Here is a 17,546-nt window from a genome sequence, read left to right on the forward strand (position 1 = left end):
CAACTATGACCCCGCAAGAGATGGAAGCCCGCATCGTCCGCTATGGCGATCTGCGCCCCTGTCGCACCGCCTTCATCGACGCCCACACGCCAGGCAGCGATCAGAAGGAAAACTTTACCATCATCGGTGGCGGCGTGTCGGAAAGTGCCGACCAGCATGTGCACATCACGGAAACACCGGGCTTCAACATCGGCGCGGCGGGCCAGCCGCCCAAGTGCCGCAATTCGCTGCACAGCCATCGCACGGCCGAGGTGTTCTTTGTGCTCAAGGGCCGCTGGCGCTTCTTCTGGGGACGCTGGGGCAACGCGGGGGAAGTGGTGCTGGAAGAGGGTGACATCATCAACATCCCGACGGGCATCTTCCGGGGGTTCGAGAATATCGGCACCGATTACGGGATGATCATGGCGATCCTCGGCGGCGATGATGCCGGCGGAGGCGTGATCTGGGCGCCGCAGGTGATCGAGGATGCCAAGGATCATGGGCTTGTGCTGGGCGAGAACGGCAAGCTTTACGACAGTAAGAAGGGGCAAACTCTGCCCGCGGGCGTGAAGCCGATGCCATTGCTGACGGATGAGGAATTGAAGGCGTTTCCTGAACCGACCTCTGCGGACGTCGTGCCCGGCTATGTCGCGCGGTATTGGGATCTGATGGCGCTGGCCGACCGGCAACCGGCCAAGGTGATCGGGCCGGAAGGAAAGCTGAAAGACCGTCCGGGCTTTGATGTCGATTTCATCACACGCGGGTCGATCCCGGAAGACATGTACACCGTCGCCAGCCATGAGGTTCTGATGCCCATGCGAGGCCATTGGCGGCTGAGCTGGGAGGGCGGCACGACCGCGCTCAATCCCGGTGACACGGTGGCGGTGCCGCCGGGCCTCGCGCACAGCGTGGTGCCAGCCATGACCGGCGAGGCGTCGATGTACCGGGTACGGTCGACCGACGATCCGGCAGGCCCAACCTGGAAAGCCGCCTGATCTGGCCGTTCGGGTGTCCGGCGCTAGCTTTCTCGCCAGACACCCAAAGCGGAGGCCCAGATGACTGGAGATACCCTGACCCTGCGTCCAGCGGAACCGTCGGACACCGATGCGCTTGATCGGCTGTTCGGGCAAAGCTATCCGATCCTGCTCAAGCCCGACTATCCGCCGTCGGTGTTGGTCACGGCGGTGCCTCTGATCTCGAAGGCGCAACCGGCGCTGATCGCATCGGGAACGTTTTTCGTCATCTGCGACGGGGAGGACATCGTCGGCGCGGGTGGCTGGACGATGCAGGCACCGGGCGGAAAACCGGGGATGCGGGGGATCGGCCATGTCCGCCACGTGGTCACTGATCACCGGCGTACCCGTGAAGGGATCGGGCGGCGGTTGATGGAGCACATCATCCTGCATGCCCATGCCTGCGGCATGATGCAGCTGCATTGCCAAAGCACCCGCACGGCTGTGCCATTCTACGAATCCATGGGGTTTGTGGCGCAAGGCGAGATCGACATCGAACTCCGCCCCGGCATCACATTTCCAGCCGTCTTCATGAAGCGAATTCTTGCCTAGGTTGATTTGAATCATGGCGCGATCGCCGCTTTTGGTGTGGACTCGAGATCCAGCCATAGGAGGGGATCATGCTGACCATCACCAAACCCGAAGAGAACCGCGTCGATATCGATCTGTCCGGCAAGATTTCGGCAGACGAGATGGCCAAGGGTCTCGATGATCTGCTGGAGCAGTCGCAGGATGTGAACAAGGGCAAGATGCTTTATTCGATCACATCCTTTGCCTTTCCGGATCTCGGTGCGATTGCCGTTGAAATGGCGCGTCTGCCGAAGCTCTTCGGACTATTGGGGCGGTTCGACCGCTGCGCCGTTCTCAGCGATGCGGCATGGCTGCGCACCGCCGCCGAGATTGAAGGGGCGCTGATTCCGGGCTTCGACATCAAGGCGTTTGACCTGACCGAGCGCGACGCAGCCGAAGCGTGGCTGAAAACCGGCATGGCCTGATCGCAATGCTTGCAGTCTGCGGCCAAGAGAGGTTTTGATCCGGCATCAAATCTCTCTTTCCGGGGGCTGGCATGCTGGAACTTCGACCGAATTGCGAATGGTGCGACAAGGACCTGCCGCCCGACGCCCACGACGCGCGCATCTGTTCTTATGAATGCACCTATTGTGCGCATTGCGTCGAGACCGTGCTGCACAATGTCTGTGCCACGTGCGGCGGAGGCTTCACCCCACGCCCGATCCGACCCAAAGGCGCGCATCGCGCGGGCAAGACTCTGGGTCTTGGCCATCAACCCGCCAGCACCACACGCGTGCATTCGCGCTGGACCGCGGACGAGGTCGCAGATCTGAGCCTGCGTCTGCGCGACATCACACCGGGCGATCGGTAAGGGACAGCCATGCATCGGGTCGCAACAAGGAGCTTTCCATTCCGCGACCCTGCGTTATCTCAGCCAAAGACACAGAGAGGAACTCACCATGAAAATCCACCGCGCCGGGGACCGCCCTTCGCAAAAGCCAAGCCCCGACTATTTCACCGGAACCGTGCGCATGGACCCGGTTGTTTCTGGCGACGACGAGTTCGCCGTTAAAATCCTGATGGTGACGTTTGAGCCCGGCGCGCGGACCGCGTGGCACACGCACCCGGCGGGTCAATCTTTGCACATCGTGTCGGGTCTGGGATTGGCCGGGTCCGAAGGCCAACCGGTGCAGGTGCTGCGCCCCGGCGATACGGTGTGGTTCGCGCCGGGTGAACGGCACTGGCACGGTGCGTCGCCTGACTGCGCCATGACCCATTTGGCGGTGCAGACTGCGGTTGAGGGCAAGACGGCGGATTGGCAGGAGCACGTGTCGGACGCCGATTACAACGGGCCGCGAGCGGGGTGATGTCTGGCAAGCGCGGCGACCATGTCGATGCTCCATGACCTTGAAGAAATAGAGAGAACGGTCCTGACGACCGACCCCAGCTTCAGAGCAATCGTACGCGCTGAAATGGATCGTCACATCAGTGAAGCGCGGCAGAATGCGCTCGCGGGCTCGAAGGATGCGTTCCTCCTTTCATTGATGCGGCTTCTGGCCCTTCCGAGGAACGGACACACACGTCTGATCCCGAATAATGCCATCTCAGTCCTACCTTTCAGGTTTGTGAGTATCGGCACCGGTGTTCGACTGCTTGATGCACCATCAGGTTTTTCAGAGGCCATTGGCAGCGAATTAATGTCCATAAATGGCGTGCAAGTAAGCGAGATTGAGGCCGCCGCAGAGGCCTTTCTGGCGGGTACAAGACAACGAAGACGCGTTATCGGGCCGATCCTTTTCGCGTGGCCGGCCGCATTGTTTCGATTTGGCGTTTTCTCAGGCAGCGGCACAATCAGTTATCAGCTACGCGATGCGACGGGACGGAACAGCGAGCTTGTTCCAGATATGAATGATAAGGTTCCCGGGGCGGCGCTCTACCCCCGAAACGAGCATGGCAAAGCCGACGCGTTCTGGTCTCCCAAGACATATCTGGAGAAAAGGGATTTCGGCCAGCGCGGGTTGCTGTTGGTGCTTCCGAGCTTCTTCGATTCCGGTGAAACCGATTTTTCGAATGCGGTTTCCGAGGCGGCAGAATGCGTAAGATCGCGCCCTGACAGGCGCCTTGTTATTGATGTCCGAGGGAATACGGGCGGCAACTTTCTTAAGACCTTGCCATTGATCGACGCGATTTTAGAAGGTTCGGACAATCGCAGGGTTGGCGTGCTTGTCGACAAATTCACCTTCTCCGCCGCAATAGTCTTCGTTGCCATACTCAAGCACCGTCTCGGAGCGCGGCTTTCACTGATAGGGGAAGAGATGGGAGACGGTCTGACATTCTTTGCGGAAGGGGGAACGCTTGATCTGTCTACCAGCGGTGCGGTTGTCCGATACTCATCGGCGTTTCATGATTGGGCAGGCGGTCGTATCGACGAGACGACACCTAGAGAGATCGCGGCAGAGATCGTGCCCGTCGGAAGTCTGGAGTTGGACCGGTACTGGACCGTCTGTTCGGACGATATTGAAGCGCGGGATGGATTTTGTCGGGAGGTGCTCGACAGCCTGAATGCTTAGACGAGTATTTTTTGCGACAGTCCGATAGACAGCACGGCAAGCCAATCGCCGTCAGACTGACCGCCCGATCTCGATCACTTCCCGCTCGGTCACGATCAGGTCGAGTGGCTGGTCTGTCGGTTCCAGCGGCAGGTCGTCGGCCTCTTGCGCGGCATAGGCGAAACCGATGGCCAGCGTCGGGCGCTGGGCGCGGAGGCCTTCGAGTGTGCGGTCATAGAACCCGCCGCCATAGCCCAAGCGGCCGCCCGTGCGCGAAAATGCGACCAAGGGTACGATCAGAACTTCGGGGGTGATCAGCCGTTCTACCGAGGGCACCGATGCACCGAACGGGCCGTCGACCAAGGCGCAATCGGGTTCCCATTGCGAAAAGACCAAAGGCTGTCCTGCGCCCCGGATCACCGGCACGCCCACAAGCCCGTGTGCAGCAGCCTCAGCCATGGCGGGCAGGGGGTCAATCTCGGTCCGGATAGGCAGGTAACCGGACACGGGCACACCGCGATAACCCGCCAGCACTTCGCTCAGATGGCCCGCCGCCCCGCGATGCGCCGCCTCATGCGCCAGTTTGCGGCGGGCGAAGGCGGCTTTGCGGGCTGTGGCCTTGCGCTCTTCCAGCGTCACAGCAGTACCACCACGGCCAGACCGAGGAAGGCAAAGAAGCCCACAACGTCTGTAACCGTGGTCACAAAGGCCCCCGAGGCGAGCGCCGGGTCGATGCCCATTTTCTCAAGCACAATCGGGATGCCCGTGCCCGCAAGGCCTGCCACGATCAGGTTTATCACCATTGCGGCGGCGATCACGCCCCCCAGAGCCATCGAGCCGAACCAGACATACCCGACGAGCCCCATGATCAGGGCAAAGGCCAAGCCGTTGATCAGGCCCACCAGCACTTCGCGTCGGATCACGCGCCACACGTTCGATCCGGTCAAATCTTTGGTCGCCAAGGCCCGCACTGCAACGGTCAGCGACTGGGTGCCGGCATTGCCGCCCATCGACGCCACGATGGGCATCAGGACCGCCAGAGCGACGATGGTGGCGATGGCGTCTTCGAATTGCGCGATCACAAGGCTGGCGAGGATGGACGTGATCAGGTTGACCAAGAGCCACGGAAAGCGCCGCTTGGTGGTCTCGGCCACGCGGTCCGAAAGCGAGCTTTCGCTGTCCACACCCGCCAGACGCAGCACGTCTTCCTCGTGTTCTTCGTCCAGAACCGCCATCGCATCGTCGATGGTGATGACACCCACCAGTCGCTCGTTCTCATCGACCACGGGGGCCGAGATCAGGTGGTACTGGTTGAACGCGTAGGCGACATCGCCTTCATATTGTGTCACCGGGATCACATGGAAGGTGTCTTCGACCAGTGATTGCAGCATCACCTCGCGGCGCGATCCCATGAGCTTGCCCAGTGTGACATTGCCCACCGGGCGCAGGCGCGGATCGACCAGAACGATGTGATAGAACTGATCCGGCAGATCGTCAGAATTGCGGAGGAAATCAATGGCCTCACCGACATTCCAGTGCTCGGGGGCCATCACCACCTCGCGCTGCATCAGGCGGCCGGCGGAATATTCTGGATAGGTCAGCGATTGCTGCACCGCGACCCGGTCGCTGTCTTCAAGCGCGTCGAGGATCGCGTCCTGCTGCGGCTGGTCCAGATCCTCGAGAAGATCGACCACGTCATCGCTGTTCAGGTCGCGCACCGCATCGGCCAGCACCTGTGGCGAGAGGATGCTGATGACCTCGTCGCGGATCGACTCGTCGAGTTCCGACAGGATGTCCCCGTCGAACTCCTTGTCGTAGAGCTTGATCAACCGCATCCGGTCAAAGGCGTTGATCTGTTCCAGAAGGTCAGCGATGTCGGCCGGGTGCAGCGGGTCCATGAGCGTGACCAGCTGTTCCCGATCGCCGCGGTCGACGGCGAAGAGGATTTGCGCAACCGCCTTGCGGTCGAGGCTGTAGGCGTCTTCCGTGTCTTCGACCTCGGGTGCCTCGATGGTTTGATCTTCGGTCATCTTGCCCCCTTGCTGCGCGCTGTCTCTCACCTTTACGCAATCGGCTCGGGAGAAAACAGAGCGTCCGCGTGATTTACCAACTCTGCATCTGGAGATAGGTTCACAGAGCCAGTGTCAAAAAGGGCATTTCATGTCAGAGATCACACTTCATCTTGGCCAGACGCTCTGGTTCAGCGGCAATCCCATGATCGACGGTCCGGACGTCGCCCATCACGACTCGCGTGGGGGGATCGCGGTGCAGGGTGGGCATGTGGTTGCGCGCGGCACGGCGGATGATTTGCGCCGCCAGTACCCGCAGGCGGCGGTCGAGGATCACGGGCAGGCGCTGATCCTGCCGGGCTTCATCGATGCGCATGTGCATTACCCGCAAACCGCCATGATCGCGAGCTGGGGCAAGCGACTGATCGACTGGCTCAACACCTATACATTCCCGGAGGAGATGAAGTTCGGCGATGCCGGTTACGCCGCCGAGATCGCGGGGCGGTACCTGGATCTGGCTCTCTCGTATGGCACCACGACCATGTGCAGCTATTGCACGATCCATCCCGAGAGTGTGGACGCCTATTTTACCGCAGCCGCCGCGCGCGGGATGCGTGTGCTGGGCGGCAAGACCTGCATGGACCGCAACGCGCCTGACGGTCTACAGGATACCGCGCAATCAGCCTATGACGACAGCAAGGCGCTGCTGGAGCGATGGCACGGGCAGGGCAGGGCGTCTTACGTGATCACGCCGCGCTTCTCGCCCACCTCGACGCCAGAACAATTATCCGCGCTGGGCGCATTGTGGGCCGAACACCCCGGTTGCCTGATGCAGACCCATCTGAGCGAACAGACCGACGAGATCGCATGGGTGCGCGGGCTCTACCCAGAGGCGCGGGATTATCTGGACACCTACGAGGCGTATGGGTTGCTGGGTGCCAACGGTCTCTACGGCCACGCGATCCATCTGGAACCGCGCGAGCGCGACCGTCTGCGCGAGGTTGGGGCAGCTCTGGTGCATTGCCCGACATCGAACACCTTTATCGGGTCGGGGCTATTCGACATGTCGGGTCTGGTGGCCGAAGGGCAGCGCGTGGGGCTTGCCACCGATACCGGCGGCGGGTCGTCTTTTTCCATGCTGCGCACAATGGCGGCGGCCTACGAGGTTGCGCAATTGCGCGGCGTGGCGCTGCACCCATCGGCCTTGCTGTGGCTGGCGACCGAAGGCTCTGCCCGGTCCTTGCGGATCGCGGACCGGGTGGGGACGCTGGCCCCGGGGTCTGAGGCGGATTTCATCACGCTCGATTTGGGATCAACCCCTGCCATCGCCCAACGCAGCGCACAGGCAGCGGACATCTGGGAGGCGGTTTTCCCGACGATCATGATGGGCGATGACCGGGCGGTGACTGGGGTTTGGGTGTTGGGAGAGAGAAAAGGCTGACATGTGGCTTGCAAAAGGATTTTGACTTGCTCAGCTCGACAGTCTTTTTCGAAATAAAATGAGTAAGGAGCCGAAAAGTATGGCTCCGCCACCAACCGCTCCGCTGATATAAAGCTGATCCAGCAATATGGCTGACGTGGGCCATCCCGAATACTCACCCGGTATCAACGCCCCGCGAAACAAGGCCGCCAGACGTCCAAGAGCAAAGCCCAAAAAAACAAGTATTGATCCAACCACAACAAAAACGGACTGCGGAATTGAGATCGAACGACCTGCGATAATGAATGTAAATGCGGTAAGAGCTGGCACTCCAAACCCCAAGGCTAAAATGTGTTCCATAGCTCGTGTTCTCTTGGAAAGGGAAATGTTCGATTTGTTCCCATTTCTCGGGATACAAGTTCTTTTGCGCTGAGTTTGTCGGACTTCTCCCTCTTTGATGGCTACGAGCATAAAAAAACCGCGCCCGGGTCGCCCGGGCGCGGCTTTTCTTCACTGTCCGTGTGAACGGAAGGCTTACTTGATTTTGCCTTCTTTGTACTCGACGTGCTTGCGCGCGACGGGGTCGTATTTCCGAACAGACATCTTTTCCGTCATCGTCCGCGCGTTTTTCTTGGTCACATAGAAATGACCCGTTCCCGCAGACGAGTTCAGGCGGATTTTGATTGTGGTCGGCTTCGCCATGGGTCGTCTCCTGCACCGGGCAAGGACTGCCCGTGAATATCATCTTGAAGGCTGCCTTCTACCCGTGTCGGCGACTGAGTCAACCCTTCTTGCAAGGGACTTTGCACAAAGGGCGAAGAAAAACGCGCGGAGGGCCTGTAAGCCGGATTCTGTCCCCCTTGAGTTGCCCCAAGGTTGGATGACCATTCCTCTGGGACCGATGTTGCCACCGGCCTCGTGCTGCCAACCCGGGGATCTGGGCTGAAGCGACCCTGCCGACGCGCGGCGCGATCCCCCTATTCGGCATTGCTCCCGGTGGGGCTTGCCATGCGGGCGCTGTTGCCAGCCCCCCGGTGGGCTCTTACCCCACCGTTTCACCCTTACCCCGGCGGACCGGGGCGGTCTGTTCTCTGTGGCGCTTTCCGTCAGGTTGCCCTGCCCGGGCGTTACCCGGCACCATTGCTTCAGGGAGTCCGGACTTTCCTCCCCCGTAAAGGGGCGGCCATCCGGTCCTCCGCGCGACATGTGGCGTAGTGCAAGCGCCTTGTGCGGTCAATCACCATGCAACGGAGGTACCGGCTGTTCTTCTTCTTTTTACAAATATGCCGGGGGGTTTTGGGGGGCGGGCCCCCCAATAGTTCGGATCGGCAACGCCGATCCGAAACACTACCGCAGCACATACGGCTGGTGCAGCCACTCCCACAGCGCGTCATTGGTCTCGTCCGGCGTTTCCAGAGTGGGCAGGTGTCCGGCGTTGTCCAGCACAACCAGACGCGCATGCGGGATCAGTTCCGCCATGAACGTATGCCGCTTGACCGGGCAGAGCGCGTCATGCGCACCGCAGAGCACCAACGCGGGCTGGCGGATCTTGCGCAGGGTCGACTGCTGGTCGCGGCGGCGTTGCAGGGCGCGGGACTGGTGGATGAACACCTCCGGGCCCAGCGTGTGCGCCATGTCCATCACCGTTTGCAACACGGCGGGACGGCGCGGGCCGGGGGCGAGGTAGGTGGGCTTCAACTCGTCCCGCATCACCTCGATCAGCTTGCCGGACTTCACCTTGACGATCTGCGGCTCGCGGTTTGCGGCCACTTGCGGTGTCTCTGCCAAACAATTGGTGTCCATGAGCGCAATGCGCGTGACCCGTTCCGGCGCGCGGCGCAGGATCTCCATCGCCACGATGCCACCCATGCTCAACCCCGCCAGAGCGAATTTCGCGGGCAAGAGCGGCAAGATGGCCGAGGCGATCTCTTCGATCCGCTGACCATGGGTGATTGGAGCGACCATCACCGGGTGGGTGGCGGAAAACGCCCGGATTTGCGGCTCGTAGAGCCGCGCGTCGCACATCATGCCTGGCAGAAAGACGACGGGTTCGATCATGGTTCAGAGGCGTCCTGACGCCAGGGCCGCGCCCTTGGCCAATGTAGCGAGCTTGGCATAGGCAATCTCGGGATCGACCGCACCAAACCCCGCGAAGGTTCCGAAGCCGCAATCGCTTCCCGCGATCACGCGGTCCGCACCGACGATATCGGCAAAGCGTTCAATGCGTTGGGCGACCACCTCGGGGTGTTCGACGAAATTGGTGGTCGAATCAATCACGCCGGGCACCAGCACCATGTCCTCGGGGATTTCGGCTTTGCGGTCGCGGAACACCGTCCATTCATGGGCGTGGCGCGGGTTCGAAGTCTCGAACAGTACCTGTCCGGCGCGCACTTTCATCAGGGTCGGGAACACGGTGTCCATGTCGATGTCACAGACATGCGGGCCTTCGTAATTGCCCCAGCAAATATGCACCCGCACGCGGGCCGGATCGATTCCGTCGAGCGCGTGGTTCATCGCTTCGACATGGGCCTCGGCGATCTTGACGAATTCGGCATCGGTGAGATCGGTGAAAATCATGTGCCGCGATAGCGCGAGGTCGGGGCAGTCGAGTTGCAGCATCAGGCCGCTGTCCACGATGGTGCGGTATTCATCGCGCATCGCGTCTGCCAGAGCCGCCAGATACGCGTCGCGGGTGGGGTAGTAATCGTTCTGCAGAAAAAGCGAGATCACGCCGGGGGACGCCGCGTTCATGAAGGCCTCGGTCGCGCCATGTGCGGCCATCCCGGCCTTGAGATTGGCGATATCGGTCTCCAACTCGCCCTGACCTTTGGACTTCACCTCTCCCACGCACATGGGACGCGCGTATTTCGGCGTGCCGCCATCGTTCTTGAGCCGTTCGAGGAAAGAGGGGTAAAGCTTGAGGTCCGCAGGCGCGTTTCGCGGGCTGTCGCCGTCAAACCCGGTGTATCGGTCTTTCACGTAGGTGGCGTAGCTGATCTTCGAGGTCTCGCCGTCCGACACGATGTCGATGCCCGCGTCGACCTGACGACGTACGGTTTCGCTTGCGGCGTCTGTCATGGCTGCATCGAAAGCGGCGCTGTCATAGTCCTGACGGTTCTCGCGGGCGAAGATGAAATCGACCACCTTCTGCGTACGCGGCAGCGATCCGACATGGGTGGTCTTGATGCGTGTCATCGGCTCGGCCCCTCGGTCTGCATAGGTTTGCAGCGACACTAACAAATCATGCGCCGGGTGCCAGATGCTTCTAAGCATCTGGCAAAGCTTTTCGAAAAGCTTTGGTGGCTCACCCCATCAGCGCGCGCGCCAAGGCGTTCTGACGTTCGACCACGCGCGGTAGGTCTATGCTGGTCATATGCCCGTCGCGTACAATTTGGCGTCCCTCGACAAGCAAGTGTTTCACCCGTGTTGGCCCCGCCAGCAGCAGCGCCGCGGGATCCCAGCTTCCAGCGCTCTCGACACCCGACACATCCCAGATCGCGATATCGGCGCGTTTGCCGACAGCGATCTGGCCGCAATCCGGACGGCCCAACACTTCGGCCCCGCCGCGCGTCGCGATGTAAAGCGCCTCGCGCGCACTCATGGCGTTGGCACCATTGGCGACCCGTTGCAGCAGCATCGCCTGACGCGCCTCGGCCACCAGATTGCCGGAATCATTGCTGGCCGATCCGTCGACACCCAGACCCACCGGCACCCCTGCATCCCGCATGGCGCGCACAGGCGCGATGCCCGACCCCAGCCGACAGTTGGAACAGGGGCAATGCGCTACCCCGGTGCGGGATCTGGCAAAGAGGTCAATCTCTTGCCCGTCGAGTTTCACACAATGCGCGTGCCAGACATCGGGTCCGGTCCAGCCCAGATCTTCGGCATATTGGCCGGGGCGGCAGCCGAATTTTTCCAAGCTGTAGGCGATATCCTCGTCGTTCTCCGCCAGATGGGTGTGCAGCATGACGCCCTTGTCGCGCGCCAGCAGCGCGGCATCGCGCATCAATTCACGGCTCACCGAGAAAGGCGAGCAGGGGGCAACACCCACCCGCACCATCGCGCCCTCGCGCGGGTCGTGATGGGCGTCGATCACGCGAACGCAGTCTTCAAGGATGAATTCTTCGCGCTCAACCAGAGCATCCGGCGGCAGGCCGCCATCGCTCTCGCCGATGCTCATCGCACCACGTGTCGGATGAAAGCGCATCCCGATCTCGTGTGCGGCGGCGATGGTGTCGTCGAGCCGGGCGCCATTGGGGTAGAGATAGAGATGATCCGAGGTGAGCGTACAACCCGACAGAGCAAGTTCCGCCAGTCCGATCTGGGCCGAGATGAACATCTCTTCCGGACCAAAGCGCGACCAGATCGGATAGAGCGTTTGCAGCCAACCAAAGAGCAGCGCGTCCTGCCCGCCCGGTACCGCGCGGGTCAGGGTCTGGTACAGATGATGATGGGTGTTCACCAGACCGGGCGTCACCACACAGCCGCTGGCGTCAATGCTGTCGCCCGTGCTATCCAGCCCTTTGCCGATTTCGGAGATGACGCCGTTCTCGACGCGAATGTCCGCCTGCGCCAGGTCCGACAGCGTGGCGTCCATCGTTACGATGGTTGTTGCGTTTTTGATCAGGATGGCCATGCCGTTCCCTCCACACAAAATGTGCCCTTTTCGGTGAGGATAACCCGCCGGGGCGACAGAAAAGGAGCGGAAGGACTCGCCCGGGCGGGATCAAGTGTAATGCGAAAGGTTGCGGTTGTCAGCCATTGAGCAGCGCCAGAGCGGCCGCATGCAGTTCTGGTGTTGCCGCCGCGAGCGTGGTTCCGCCGTCATGCGCCGGGCTGCCGTCCCATTGAGTGACAATACCGCCTGCTGCTTCGATCACGGCAATCGGAGCCTGCACGTCATAGGCATTGAGCCCCGCCTCAATCACGAGGTCGATCTGCCCGGCGGCCAGAAGCGCGTAGGCGTAGCAGTCACAGCCATAGCGTGTCAGCTTAACTTCACGGGCGACCCTTTGGAAGGCGTTGCGCTGATCCTCGGTTCCGATTTCGGGAAAGGTCGTGAAGAGGGTGGCATCTGACAGTGATGTCGTGGATTTGGTGCCAAGTACGTCGGCGCGTCCCGGTCCTGTCCAGTTGCAGCGCCCAAGCCCACCCATGAAGCGTTCGCCGACATAAGGCTGGTCGATCATGCCCATGACTGGCCCCGTGTCATCCGAGAGCGCAATCAGCACGCCCCAGGTTGGCGTGCCGCTGATGAAAGAACGCGTGCCGTCGATTGGGTCGAGCACCCATGTGAGGCCACTGGTGCCTGCCACGCTGCCATGTTCCTCGCCCAGGATACCGTCATCGGGGCGCAGATCCGCCAGCACCTCGCGCATCGCCGTTTCGGCAGCGCGGTCCGCGACGGTGACAGGATCGAAGCCGCCCGCAAGCTTGTTGTCGGCAGCCAGCCCGACCGAGCGGAAATGCGGTAGGATTGCCGCGCGGGCCGCATCAGCCATGCGTTCTGCCACTGACCAAAGGTCAGCGGCTTCGTCCGAAGTGAATTTTGTCATGAAACGCCTCCTGCAAGCAGCCCACAAGGGCTACCTCAGGTGGCTTTGCTGCTCAAGCGACGTCTGACAGAACGCGCGCCAGTTCGAAAAGGCGACGACGTTGGTTTTCGGGGATCGCATAGTACGACCGGATCAGGTCGAGTGCCTCCTTGTCGCCCAGAAGATCCGCCGGGATCGCTTCGGTCGCGACATTGGGTGCCGGTTTCTTCTCCGCGTCTTCGATTCCTTCAAAGAAGAACGCCACCGGTACGTCGAGCGCATCGGCAATATCCCAGAGACGGGACGCGCTGACACGGTTCGCTCCGGTTTCGTATTTTTGAATTTGCTGGAATTTGATTCCGACTTTTTCAGCCAGTTGTTGCTGGGTCATACCCACCAGCCAGCGCCGATGTCGAACCCGCTTTCCCACATGGACGTCAACAGGATGTGCCATCTTGCTCCCTTTCGCCAAACGCAACTTTCGTCTTTTTCTAATGGATAGGATGGTAGGGTCCGTTGCTTCAGCAAGTGTTACGCAGAACAACCTATCCGGTTATTGATGGCCGGACGCTATAGCATGACAGGTATCAGGGCAAGATAATTGGGCAAAAGGGTCCGAAAATGGTTATCAAACTGCAAGGATTTGACATGTTTTGAAAGATCGTTAGCGCAAACAGGCGTGGCCGCCCGTGACAGTCGCTTCGGCCTAAGCCAAAGTCACATCTGAAAAATTTAATATGGGAGCCCGCTTTGAAAGCATTTTTGGTCCAAAGTCACGAAGTCGCACCGAAGATCGAGGAGGTGGCTGTTCCAGAACCCGCAAAGGGAGAGATTCGTGTCCGAATCCATGCCTGTGGGTTGAATTTTGCCGATCTTCTGATGGTCAAAGGCACCTATCAGGACACGCCAGAGTTGCCTTTCACTCTTGGCATGGAGGTTGCGGGGACTGTCGATTTACTTGGCGACGGGGTTGAGGGATTCGCTCCGGGGGACCGGGTGGCGGTGTTCGGAGGGCAGGGCGGTCTTGCGGAATTCGGCTGTTTCGATGCGCGCCGCGCGGTCCATCTGCCAGACGCGATGTCGATGGTTGACGCTGCGGCGTTTCAGATCGCCTACGGAACAAGCCATGTCGCACTCGACCATCGGGCGCGGTTGCAGCCGGGTGAAACCCTTCTGGTTCTGGGTGCAGCGGGCGGGGTTGGCCTGACCGCAGTGGAAATCGGGAAACTCATGGGAGCGAACGTGGTCGCCTGTGCACGAGGCGCTGCCAAGTTGGAAGCTGCCAAGGCTGCCGGTGCGGACCATCTGATCGACGCCGAAACGCAGGACATTCGGGCGGAGATGAAGGCCTTGGGTGGTGCGGATGTGGTCTACGACCCGGTTGGCGGGGAACAGTTCATGGCGGCGTTCCGGTCCTGCAAACCCGAGGCGCGGCTCTTGCCGATCGGGTTTGCCAGCGGGGAGGTACCGCAGATCAAATCGAACCATCTGCTGGTCAAGAATCTTTCGGTTCTGGGCGTTTATTGGGGCGGCTACCTGCAGTTCCGCCCCGATGTCGTGACAGACAGTCTGGCAACCCTGATGGGCTGGTACAGCAACGGCCGTCTGTCGCCGCATGTCAGCCATGTTTTGGCACTGGAGGCCGCGGGTGAAGGGCTGGAGCTTTTGCGAAGCCGCGCCTCCACGGGAAAGGTCGTGATCAAGATCGTTGACTAGAGCCGGTCAAGCCCTTTCCAATGGCTTTATTCCGCCGCGCGCAGATCGACGCCTGAAATCGCGGCGAATTCCCGCCGCAACAGATCGCAAAGCGGTTCGATGATCTGCGGCCGTGCCGTGCCCCGGTATAGCGCCACCGACTGATGACCCAGATCGGGCAGGTTGGCACTTGACGGAATCGCCTCGAATTGTGGCGGCTCGTGCCCTTCCAGCACCGAGGTCACCGCCAGATCGGCGCTGACCGCCACTTCGATGGCACGGTCGCTGTCGGACGCCAGCACGAGATCCCATTTCGCACCGCTTTTTTCCAGCGTTCCCAGCGCCACCGGACGGAAAGAGCAATGATTGCAAAACGCGACGGGCAGGGGGGACATTTTCCAGGCTTGGCCACCCGGTGCCCCGTACCAGCGCAGCGGCACTTTCATCAGGATTTCGGCGGTACCATCGGGTTTGGTTTCCGTGGTCAGGATCACATCCACCTCGCCCCGGGCGAACCGTTCCTTGAGATCGCTGGAATAAGAACTGTGCAACTGCACTTTCACGCGGGGAAAGTCACGCTGCATCGCTTTCATCACATTGGGAATGGCAGGGTAGATGATGTCATGCGGCACGCCGAGGATGATTTCTCCTTCCCAGACCGTGTTGGTCAGCTTGCCATACACCTCGTCATTCAGATCAACGATCCGCCGCGCATAGGTCAAAAGCTGCTCGCCCGCCGAAGTCAGTGCGACCCCGCGCCCCTGCCGGTCTAGCAGGGTCAGGTCGAGGCTTTCTTCCAACCGTTTGATCTGCATCGACACCGCCGATTGCGTCAGATTGAGAAAGGACGCCGCCCGCGTGACACCGCCCGCATCGGCCACCGCGATGAACGAGCGGAGCGTGGTGATGTCGAGGTTTCTCATATATCACGATCCCTGATGGTTCAGTTCAATAACATTCGTTTCACAAATCATAATAGCAGGGCCATATACATCAGGCAATACGATGGTTGATGTGTCATGCATCACAGAATGGAAAGGAATACCCATGTCGAGCCTGATCAACACCATTATTGGCCGCGCCTCGGTGGCCGCTCCCCGTCGCTCTTTCTTGGCGCGCCTCAACGCCGCAATGGCGCTGCATCGCAGCCGCGCCCGTCTGGCATCGCTGGATACTCACCTGCTTGAGGACATCGGACTGGATCGTGCCGCCGCCGAAGCCGAGGCAAATCGCCCCGTCTGGGATGCTCCGTCGTCCTGGATCAAGTGAGTTTGGCGCGTGTCTGGGTCAAAGAGTGATTAAAAATGCATATGCCATGCATTTTTTGGCGGTTCGAATGCGTCCGAAAGCTTGAAATGGTGATGTGAACACCCGATATTCCCCTCATCTGTCCCCGCAGGTGCGGGAGGCATCCAGATTTATTTCGGAGGGATAAATGGCTGAGTATAACACAATCCGGACGACCGGCGTAGCTGGCGCCCGAGCCGCCCAGATTGATGAGGGTCTGCGCGCGCATATGAGTAAGGTGTACGGCACCATGTCGATCGGCATGCTGCTCACCTTCGCTGTCGCTTGGGCCGTGGGCACAAGCCCCGACCTGCTTGCGGTATTCCGCGATCCGATGACACTCCAGCCGAACATCCTTGGCTGGATCATCATGTTCGCGCCCCTGATCATGGTCTTCACCATGAGCGCGATGATCAACAAACTGTCCGCTGCAGGCGCGCAGCTGTTCTTCTACGCGTTCGCGTCCGTCATGGGCTTGAGCCTCGCCTGGATTTTCGTGGCCTTCACCGGCATGTCCATCGCGCAGATTTTCCTCGTGACCGCGATCGCGTTTGCGGGTCTGTCGCTCTATGGCTACACCACCAAGAAGGACATTTCTGGGTGGGGCGCATTCCTGATCATGGGTGTGATCGGCCTGATCGTGGCGTCCATCGTGAACATCTTCCTCGGCTCGCCCGCGATCATGTTCGCGATTTCGATCCTCGGTGTGCTGATCTTCGCCGGTCTGACCGCCTATGACACGCAGAACATCAAGAACACCTACCTCCAGCACGCAGCGCATGGCGACAGCGAATGGATGGCGAAGTCGGGGATCATGGGCGCGTTGAGCCTGTACCTGAACTTCATCAACATGTTCATGTTCCTGCTGCAGCTTTTCGGCAATCGCGAATAAGCGACGCCACTCTCCAGAACGACAAGGCCGGTCATTTGACCGGCCTTTTTCTTTGCAGGTCATCCCGCGTCAGGTCATCCGCAAACTGTTGGGCGGGATCTCCAGAATTTTATGGGGCGGCCCCAGAAACTTCGTACGAAGTTTCTGTAAAACCCTTAAAGAATTATTGAGAACAGCAGACAGATTGGGGTCGACGCTGCCCGAGGCGCATTGGTTCTGCATGCGCTCTGTCAAACCGAAGGATGGATCAGACGCCGATCTCCGGGCCAAGGCACATCATCGGCTCATCATTCTGCTGCGCCTCATACAGCGTCGTCGCGTTCGGATCGTTCTCGAAGATTGCCCGCAACCCGTTGGCTTCCTTGAAAAACGACCAGCACTGCGGCGTCGAATTGTCCTCATAGACAAAGCAGATCATGCCCTGATCTTCGTACCAGACCCCGTCCTTGCACTGACCATCCAGAAACGACCAGCGCACGCGCCGGTCCTCGAGATACTCCTCGACCCCATAGGCTTGACCGTTCTGCCCGAAATAGAGCGTTTTGCCGGTGACATAGGCCTCGAACTGTGCCCCATTCATCGGCTCGGCCGCAAAACCGGGAACCGCCATGAGCATCACAAGGGCAGCGGATTTGAGTGTGTGTTTCATGACGACGAT

At 60.4% G+C, this 17,546-nt stretch carries 21 protein-coding genes and 1 other RNA gene; 10 read left to right on the forward strand and 12 right to left on the reverse strand.

Translation table 11 applies throughout. The features are described from left to right. The first annotated feature begins 5 nt into the window (after positions 1-5). The 6 genes from ACMVPR_RS01385 to ACMVPR_RS01410 all read left to right on the forward strand — a co-directional run bounded on the left by ACMVPR_RS01385 (position 6) and on the right by ACMVPR_RS01410 (position 4,072). On the forward strand, positions 6-974 hold the full coding sequence (locus ACMVPR_RS01385; RefSeq protein ID WP_416881390.1) for a cupin domain-containing protein: 969 nt from the start codon (positions 6-8) through the stop codon (positions 972-974). A gap of 60 nt (positions 975-1,034) precedes the next feature. Then, positions 1,035-1,544 (forward strand): GNAT family N-acetyltransferase, encoded by a 510-nt coding sequence (locus ACMVPR_RS01390; protein WP_416881391.1) that lies wholly within the window; start codon positions 1,035-1,037, stop codon positions 1,542-1,544. Between the two features lie 68 nt (positions 1,545-1,612). Next, positions 1,613-1,987: an STAS/SEC14 domain-containing protein gene (locus ACMVPR_RS01395; RefSeq protein WP_292267622.1), complete on the forward strand. Its 375-nt coding sequence runs from the start codon at positions 1,613-1,615 to the stop codon at positions 1,985-1,987. A 71-nt stretch (positions 1,988-2,058) separates the two neighbouring features. Continuing rightward, on the forward strand, positions 2,059-2,373 hold the full coding sequence (locus ACMVPR_RS01400) for a DUF1272 domain-containing protein (protein WP_416881392.1): 315 nt from the start codon (positions 2,059-2,061) through the stop codon (positions 2,371-2,373). Positions 2,374-2,461: 88 nt separating this feature from the next. Further along, positions 2,462-2,869: a cupin domain-containing protein gene (locus ACMVPR_RS01405; protein WP_416881393.1), complete on the forward strand. Its 408-nt coding sequence runs from the start codon at positions 2,462-2,464 to the stop codon at positions 2,867-2,869. Between the two features lie 21 nt (positions 2,870-2,890). Further along, the gene (locus ACMVPR_RS01410) at positions 2,891-4,072 is read left to right on the forward strand and encodes a peptidase S41 (RefSeq protein ID WP_416881394.1); all 1,182 of its coding nucleotides are present in this window, start codon (positions 2,891-2,893) and stop codon (positions 4,070-4,072) included. 51 nt (positions 4,073-4,123) lie between these two features. Here the strand turns inward: ACMVPR_RS01410 and ACMVPR_RS01415 are convergent, their stop codons facing one another. Then, positions 4,124-4,690 carry a 5-formyltetrahydrofolate cyclo-ligase gene (locus ACMVPR_RS01415; protein ID WP_416881395.1) on the reverse strand — a complete coding sequence of 189 codons (567 nt, stop codon included), beginning with the start codon at positions 4,688-4,690 and terminating at the stop codon, positions 4,124-4,126. Continuing rightward, on the reverse strand, positions 4,687-6,081 hold the full coding sequence (gene mgtE, locus ACMVPR_RS01420) for a magnesium transporter (protein ID WP_300586963.1): 1,395 nt from the start codon (positions 6,079-6,081) through the stop codon (positions 4,687-4,689). The genes ACMVPR_RS01415 and mgtE overlap by 4 nt, the downstream gene beginning before the upstream one ends. Positions 6,082-6,211: 130 nt before the next feature. On the opposite strand from mgtE, the gene guaD reads away from it, so the two are divergent. Continuing rightward, a complete protein-coding gene (gene guaD, locus ACMVPR_RS01425; RefSeq protein WP_416881396.1) occupies positions 6,212-7,501 on the forward strand; it encodes a guanine deaminase in 1,290 nt (429 codons plus the stop codon). A gap of 30 nt (positions 7,502-7,531) precedes the next feature. On the opposite strand, the gene ACMVPR_RS01430 is transcribed toward guaD, so the two are convergent. The 8 genes from ACMVPR_RS01430 to ACMVPR_RS01465 form a co-directional block, all read right to left on the reverse strand. Next, positions 7,532-7,840, reverse strand: coding sequence for a hypothetical protein (locus tag ACMVPR_RS01430; protein WP_416881397.1), 309 nt, complete (start codon positions 7,838-7,840; stop codon positions 7,532-7,534). 174 nt (positions 7,841-8,014) lie between these two features. Further along, entirely contained in the window at positions 8,015-8,182 is a 168-nt protein-coding gene (gene rpmG, locus ACMVPR_RS01435) for a 50S ribosomal protein L33 (RefSeq protein ID WP_028958297.1), read from the reverse strand. Between the two features lie 122 nt (positions 8,183-8,304). Next, positions 8,305-8,679: RNase P RNA component class A (gene rnpB, locus ACMVPR_RS01440), an RNA gene on the reverse strand. Between the two features lie 148 nt (positions 8,680-8,827). Then, entirely contained in the window at positions 8,828-9,538 is a 711-nt protein-coding gene (locus tag ACMVPR_RS01445) for an alpha/beta fold hydrolase (protein ID WP_416881398.1), read from the reverse strand. A gap of 3 nt (positions 9,539-9,541) precedes the next feature. Then, a complete protein-coding gene (locus ACMVPR_RS01450) occupies positions 9,542-10,675 on the reverse strand; it encodes a cobalamin-independent methionine synthase II family protein (RefSeq protein WP_416881399.1) in 1,134 nt (377 codons plus the stop codon). Positions 10,676-10,784: 109 nt separating this feature from the next. Beyond that, the gene (locus tag ACMVPR_RS01455; protein ID WP_416881400.1) at positions 10,785-12,116 is read right to left on the reverse strand and encodes an 8-oxoguanine deaminase; all 1,332 of its coding nucleotides are present in this window, start codon (positions 12,114-12,116) and stop codon (positions 10,785-10,787) included. Between the two features lie 118 nt (positions 12,117-12,234). Continuing rightward, complete coding sequence (hisN, locus tag ACMVPR_RS01460) at positions 12,235-13,035, reverse strand: histidinol-phosphatase (protein WP_416881401.1); 801 nt, start codon at positions 13,033-13,035, stop codon at positions 12,235-12,237. A gap of 52 nt (positions 13,036-13,087) precedes the next feature. Next, on the reverse strand, positions 13,088-13,468 hold the full coding sequence (locus ACMVPR_RS01465; protein WP_416881402.1) for a helix-turn-helix domain-containing protein: 381 nt from the start codon (positions 13,466-13,468) through the stop codon (positions 13,088-13,090). A gap of 338 nt (positions 13,469-13,806) precedes the next feature. Between ACMVPR_RS01465 and ACMVPR_RS01470 the strand changes: the two genes are divergently transcribed. Beyond that, positions 13,807-14,730, forward strand: a complete 924-nt coding sequence (locus tag ACMVPR_RS01470) for an NADPH:quinone oxidoreductase family protein (RefSeq protein ID WP_416884596.1) — start codon at positions 13,807-13,809, stop codon at positions 14,728-14,730. A gap of 26 nt (positions 14,731-14,756) precedes the next feature. Here the strand turns inward: ACMVPR_RS01470 and ACMVPR_RS01475 are convergent, their stop codons facing one another. Next, positions 14,757-15,632, reverse strand: a complete 876-nt coding sequence (locus tag ACMVPR_RS01475; RefSeq protein WP_416881403.1) for a LysR family transcriptional regulator — start codon at positions 15,630-15,632, stop codon at positions 14,757-14,759. 124 nt (positions 15,633-15,756) lie between these two features. On the opposite strand from ACMVPR_RS01475, the gene ACMVPR_RS01480 reads away from it, so the two are divergent. Together ACMVPR_RS01480 and ACMVPR_RS01485 are read left to right on the forward strand one after the other, a co-directional pair. Next, entirely contained in the window at positions 15,757-15,978 is a 222-nt protein-coding gene (locus ACMVPR_RS01480) for a DUF1127 domain-containing protein (RefSeq protein ID WP_416881404.1), read from the forward strand. A 166-nt stretch (positions 15,979-16,144) separates the two neighbouring features. Continuing rightward, positions 16,145-16,888, forward strand: a complete 744-nt coding sequence (locus ACMVPR_RS01485; protein WP_416881405.1) for a Bax inhibitor-1 family protein — start codon at positions 16,145-16,147, stop codon at positions 16,886-16,888. 247 nt (positions 16,889-17,135) lie between these two features. Here the strand turns inward: ACMVPR_RS01485 and ACMVPR_RS01490 are convergent, their stop codons facing one another. Then, positions 17,136-17,537, reverse strand: a complete 402-nt coding sequence (locus ACMVPR_RS01490) for a hypothetical protein (protein ID WP_416881406.1) — start codon at positions 17,535-17,537, stop codon at positions 17,136-17,138. Positions 17,538-17,546: the final 9 nt, after the last annotated feature.

This window comes from Marivita sp. (assembly GCF_048006345.1).
Lineage (GTDB): Bacteria > Pseudomonadota > Alphaproteobacteria > Rhodobacterales > Rhodobacteraceae > Marivita.